Annotated in this window: 5 protein-coding genes; 1 reads left to right on the forward strand and 4 read right to left on the reverse strand. The window is 61.1% G+C overall.

The window, feature by feature from the left end; translation table 11 throughout:
- Window positions 1-117: 117 nt before the first annotated feature.
- Window positions 118-1,353: an alanine transaminase gene (gene alaC / locus AC1D1X_RS15225; protein ID WP_477668167.1), complete on the reverse strand. Its 1,236-nt coding sequence runs from the start codon at window positions 1,351-1,353 to the stop codon at window positions 118-120.
- Window positions 1,354-1,528: 175 nt separating this feature from the next.
- Between alaC and AC1D1X_RS15230 the strand changes: the two genes are divergently transcribed.
- Entirely contained in the window at window positions 1,529-2,740 is a 1,212-nt protein-coding gene (locus AC1D1X_RS15230; RefSeq protein ID WP_477698577.1) for a cation:proton antiporter, read from the forward strand.
- Here AC1D1X_RS15230 and AC1D1X_RS15235 read toward each other — a convergent pair.
- From AC1D1X_RS15235 to urtE, 3 genes are all read right to left on the reverse strand, one after another.
- Window positions 2,721-3,170 (reverse strand): ribosomal maturation YjgA family protein, encoded by a 450-nt coding sequence (locus tag AC1D1X_RS15235; protein ID WP_477668169.1) that lies wholly within the window; start codon window positions 3,168-3,170, stop codon window positions 2,721-2,723. The two genes, AC1D1X_RS15230 and AC1D1X_RS15235, sit on opposite strands and share 20 nt — an antisense overlap.
- Window positions 3,157-4,002, reverse strand: a complete 846-nt coding sequence (locus AC1D1X_RS15240) for a DUF817 domain-containing protein (protein ID WP_477698578.1) — start codon at window positions 4,000-4,002, stop codon at window positions 3,157-3,159. The genes AC1D1X_RS15235 and AC1D1X_RS15240 overlap by 14 nt, the downstream gene beginning before the upstream one ends.
- A gap of 156 nt (window positions 4,003-4,158) precedes the next feature.
- The gene (gene urtE / locus AC1D1X_RS15245) at window positions 4,159-4,851 is read right to left on the reverse strand and encodes an urea ABC transporter ATP-binding subunit UrtE (protein ID WP_477698579.1); all 693 of its coding nucleotides are present in this window, start codon (window positions 4,849-4,851) and stop codon (window positions 4,159-4,161) included.
- Between the last annotated feature and the right edge of the window lie 265 nt (window positions 4,852-5,116).

Raw genomic sequence — 5,116 nt, forward strand, 5'->3', positions numbered from 1 at the left:
ACCGGTATCGCAGGAAAAGGCACACCCAACGCCACCGACAGTTGAAGAAAACAGCGCCGACACCTTTGGTGCCGGTATGGAGTCATGTCAAAGTGGGCCGCTTGCGGCCCACTTTTTTTATCCTTCCTGCTTATCGGTCTGTGCGGATTTCAGCACGCCATCCGCCTTGAACATGGCCTTGATGCCGCGCACCGCCTGGCGGATGCGGGCTTCGTTTTCGATCAAGGCAAAGCGCACATGGTCGTCACCGTGGTCACCAAAGCCGATTCCCGGTGACACGCACACCTTGGCTTTTTCCAGCAGCTGCTTGGCGAATTCCAGCGAGCCCAGCTTGCGGTAAGCCTCGGGAATGCGCGCCCAGATGTACATCGACGCCTTGGGGCAGTCAACCGGCCAGCCCGCTTCGGTCAGGCCCTTGTAGAGCACGTCGCGCCGCGCCTGGTATTGCGCGGTAATGTCCCTCACGCATTGCTGGTCGCCTTCCAGCGCGGCAATCGCGGCCACCTGCAGCGGGGTGAAGGTGCCGTAGTCGTGATAGCTCTTGATGCGCGCCAGCGCGGCCACCAGGTCGGGGTTGCCCACCATGAAGCCGACACGCCAGCCTGCCATGTTGTAGCTTTTGGAGAGCGTAAAAAATTCCACCGCGATGTCTTTGGCGCCCGGCACCTGCATGATGGAAGGCGCCTTCCAGCCGTCGAACACGATGTCAGCATAGGCCAGGTCGTGCACCACAAAAATGTCGTGCTTGCGCGCCAGTGCAATCACCTTCTCGAAAAACTCCAGCTCCACGCACTGCGCGGTGGGGTTGGACGGAAACCCCAGCACCATCATCTTGGGCTTGGGGTAGCTGCCGCGAATGGCTTTTTCCAGCTCGGCAAAAAAATCCGTGTCGGGTGTCAGCGGCACCGAGCGAATATCGGCCCCCGCGATCACCGCGCCGTAAATGTGAATGGGGTAACTTGGGTCCGGCACCAGCACGGTGTCGCCGCGGTCCAGCGTGGCCAGCATCAGGTGGGCCAACCCCTCTTTGGAGCCGATGGTGACGATGGCCTCGGTGTCGGGGTCAATCGCCACCTGGTAGCGGCTCTGGTACCAATGCGCAATGGCGCGCCGCAGCCGCGGTATGCCCTTGCTGGCCGAATAGCCGTGCGTGTCGGGCCGCTGCGCGACCTCGGTGAGCTTGGCCACGATGTGCGCGGGCGTGGCCCCATCGGGGTTGCCCATGCTCATGTCGATGATGTCCTCGCCGCGCCGGCGCGCCGCGATTCTCAGCTCGGCCGTGATGTTGAAGACGTAGGGGGGAAGCCGGTCAATGCGCGCAAAGCGGCGCTTGCCTGAAGAAGAGGCGGACATAAGAAACTTTCACGTAAGCGCCCGGAACCGTCCGAGCGACGTGGCTGGCAATGGGGCCAGCCGACGCCATGGTAACCGACAGGCAGGCCGCTTACAACCGGCGCCACCGCCATGGTCTACCATGCGGGGCTTGGCCGCCGGCACGGAGCCGGAAGGCATAAAAACAAAGGGAACCATGGACTCCGCAATGACCACCACCGAAACCTACTTGATCGCCATGGCGCTCATCTTCGCGGTGCCCTACCTGATCTGGCGGGTTCTCGGAACCGACTACTACGCGCCGCTGGTGGTGGTGCAGATGATCGCCGGCATTTTGCTGGGCCCGGGCATCCTGGGCAAGGTCTACCCTGACTACTACGCCTTTGTCTTCAGCGCGCCGGTGGTGCAGTCGCTCAACGGCATTGCCTGGTGGGCCGTCATGGTGTTTGTCTGGATCGCCGGCATCGAGCTGGACCTCAAAAAGACCTGGGAACACCGGCGCGAAAGCGGCATCACCGCCGGCCTGGCGCTAAGCACACCGCTGGTGTTGGGTTGCGTCGTGGCCGCAGGCATGCTGATGTACCCGGGGTGGCTGGGCGCGCAAGGCATGCCCTGGCAGTTTGTGGTGGGCGTCGGCATGGCCTGCGCCGTCACGGCGCTGCCCGTGCTGATCCTGCTGATGGACAAGCTCGCCATCCTGCGTCAGCCCGTGGGCCAGCGCCTGATCCGTTACGCCAGCCTCGACGACATCGCGATCTGGGGCGTGCTGGCACTGATCCTGATGGACTGGAAACGGGTGGGCACCCAGGTCGGTTTTCTCGTGGCGTTCGGCGTTGTGAGCTATGCCTTTCGCAAGCTCATGGTGTGGCTGCCCGAGCGTGACCGCTGGTACGTCGGGTTGATCTGGTTGATCGTCTGCGCCTTCGGTGCGGAATGGGCCGGGCTGGACTACATGATCGGGGCTTTCCTGGCCGGCGCCGTCATCGACGGTGAGTGGTTCAACCAGGAACACATGGACCTGCTGCGCCATCACGTGCTGCTGGTGATGATGCCGGTGTTCTTCCTCAGTGCGGGGCTGCGCACCAATTGGTCCGTCGGCGGAGAGGCTGTTTTTATCGCCGCGGCGGTGCTGTTGGTGGCTTCAGTCGGCGGCAAGTTGATGGGCACTTACATCGCAGGCAAAGTGCTGAAATGGGCGCCCGGCGAAGGCTCCTTCATCGGCTGGCTGCTGCAGACCAAAGGGCTGATCATGATCATCTTTGTCAACATCCTGCTGAGCAAGAAAATCATCTCCAATGAGACCTTCACCGCCCTGCTGCTGATGGCCATTGCCAGCACCATGCTGACGGTGCCGATGACGGCACCCCGGCTTCAGCGCATGAAGGAGATCATCTTTCGCTCGAAGTAACCGGAGTAATCGGCCTCCTGGCGGCCTTCCAGCGGGCCAGCAGGAACTCCAGCGCCAAAATCAGCAGGAATCCGCAGGCATAGGCGAGCACGTCCATCCAGTCAGCCACCGAACCCAGCAGAATCTTCAGCACCCGGTTCTGCACGTGCCAGCCGTTGACGCTGGCCACATACTGGGCCAGCTCCACGAGGCAACCCACCGCAAACGCCACCAGCGCCAGGCCCTGGGTGTTGGCCTTGATCACGGTCTTGAGCAAAAGGTACACCCACACCACCGCCAGCACGTCGCCCACAAAACCCCGCAGCCAGCGGTGGTGCGACCACACGGTCGCGATCAGCACTTCAATGATGAAAATGAAGAGTGCCCATAGCGCCGCCTCGCGGTCAAAGCGCAGCTTCACGCGGGGAGTGCCCGTCTCAGTCGGGTACATGGATGCGCGCCTTCACATGCTTCAGGTTGGCCACGATGGTGAAGGTCATGACCACCAGCAGCGACCAGGAACTCCATTTGCCCACATGGACAAGGGACCAGGCGCCCAGCTGGTTGGGGTAATGCCACAGACTGAAGAACGTGCTGATGTTTTCAGCCACCCAGATAAAGAAGCCGATCAGCAGAAAAGCCAGCAACAGCGGCATGCTCCGGTCCCGGTCATAGGGCCGGAAGATCACTGTGGACCTGGCGTACAAGCCGGCCAGGCAGGCGGCGATGTACCAGCGGTAGTCGCCCCAATAGTGGTGCGTGAAAAAATTGCCGTAGATCAGCAATGCAATCACCACACCCATCCAGTAAGGCGGGTGATGCCGGATGCGCAGGTCAAACAGCCGCCACGCCTGGATGATGTAGCTGCCCACCGCCGCATACATGAAGCCGGAAAACAGCGGCACGCCAAACACTTTCGTATAGGCAAAGTCCGGGTAGCTCCATGACTGTATGGACCCGGAAGTCTTGAAGACCTCCAGCGCAAACCCCACCACGTGAAAGAGGCAGATGGCTTTCAGCTCATCCAGGGTTTCCAGCTTGGCCAGCACCATCCAGCCTTGAATCAGCAGCGCAATCAAAAGCAGCAGGTCGTAGCGCGGAACACCGGCCACACCGGCCCGCGGCACAAGGAACACCGCTGCAAAGAACAGCCYGGCAAAGAGGCACGCCCTGGCTTCCTTGAGGCCGAAACAGCCAAACTCCACCAGAAAGCGGCGAAAGCCCGACAGGCCCGCATGAGATTTCGCCTGGATCAGCCAGTTGTCCAACGCAAGCAACGCCATCGGCATCTACCTTTTTTTGATTGTTTTTAGCCGGTTTGTTTCGGCGACCGCTGCGATTCTACGTTCGCGGAACTGATACGAATATCGGCATGCCTGCAGGCACAAAAAAGCCCGGACAAACCGGGCTTTGAGGCAAAGCGACGACAGGCAGCCTGCTTAAATCGCCACCAGCTGCCGCACGCCGTTGGCTTCCATGTCCTTACCCTGGCCGCGCGCAATGAATTCGCCGCGTTCCATCACCAGGTAGTCGTCCGCCAGTTCCTGCGCGAAGTCGTAGTACTGCTCCACCAGCAAGATGGCCATGTCACCGCGGTCGGCCARCATGCGGATCACGCGGCCGATGTCCTTGATGATGCTGGGCTGTATGCCTTCGGTGGGCTCGTCAAGAATCAACAGCTTGGGCTTGRCCGCCAGCGCGCGTGCAATGGCCAGCTGCTGCTGCTGCCCACCCGACAAGTCACCGCCGCGACGGTTCAGCATCTGCTTGAGCACCGGAAACAGCTCATACAGCTCGGCAGGAATCGGCGTGCTGGCGCTTTTGTAGGCCAGGCCCATGCGCAGGTTTTCTTCCACCGTCAGGCGCGCGAAGATCTCGCGGCCCTGCGGCACAAAGCCGATGCCTGCGCGGGCGCGCTCATACGGCGTGTTGCCCTGGATGGGTTTGCCGTCGAATTCAATCGTGCCGGTCTTGATGGGGATCAGGCCCATCAGTGATTTGAGCAGCGTGGTTTTTCCTACGCCGTTGCGACCCAGCAGAACTGTGACCTTGCCCAGGTGAGCGTCCAGGCTCACGTCCCGCAGGATGTGGGAGCCGCCGTAGTATTGGTTGATGTTTTTTACTTGGAGCATGAGGAGTCTCCGTAGGGAAGTGCATTTCGAGGGTTGGTTCTTGCTTCGGTCCCTGCGCTCATTGCTGTGAACTGCTGGCCGGGGGTTGCCCGGCATGCAAGTAACTTTCTTTTGCTTCGCCAAAAGAAAGTCACCAAAGAAAAGGCGACCCTGGTTCCTGCGTCCCTWCGCTTCGCTGCGGGCAACCTGCGGTGCTCGGTCCAGCCGGGGTCAAAAACAACTCGCCTKCGGCTCAAACAAGTTTTTGCCCTGRTCCGTCTGGCCC

It is taken from the genome of Polaromonas sp. P1_G4, from assembly GCF_056405475.1.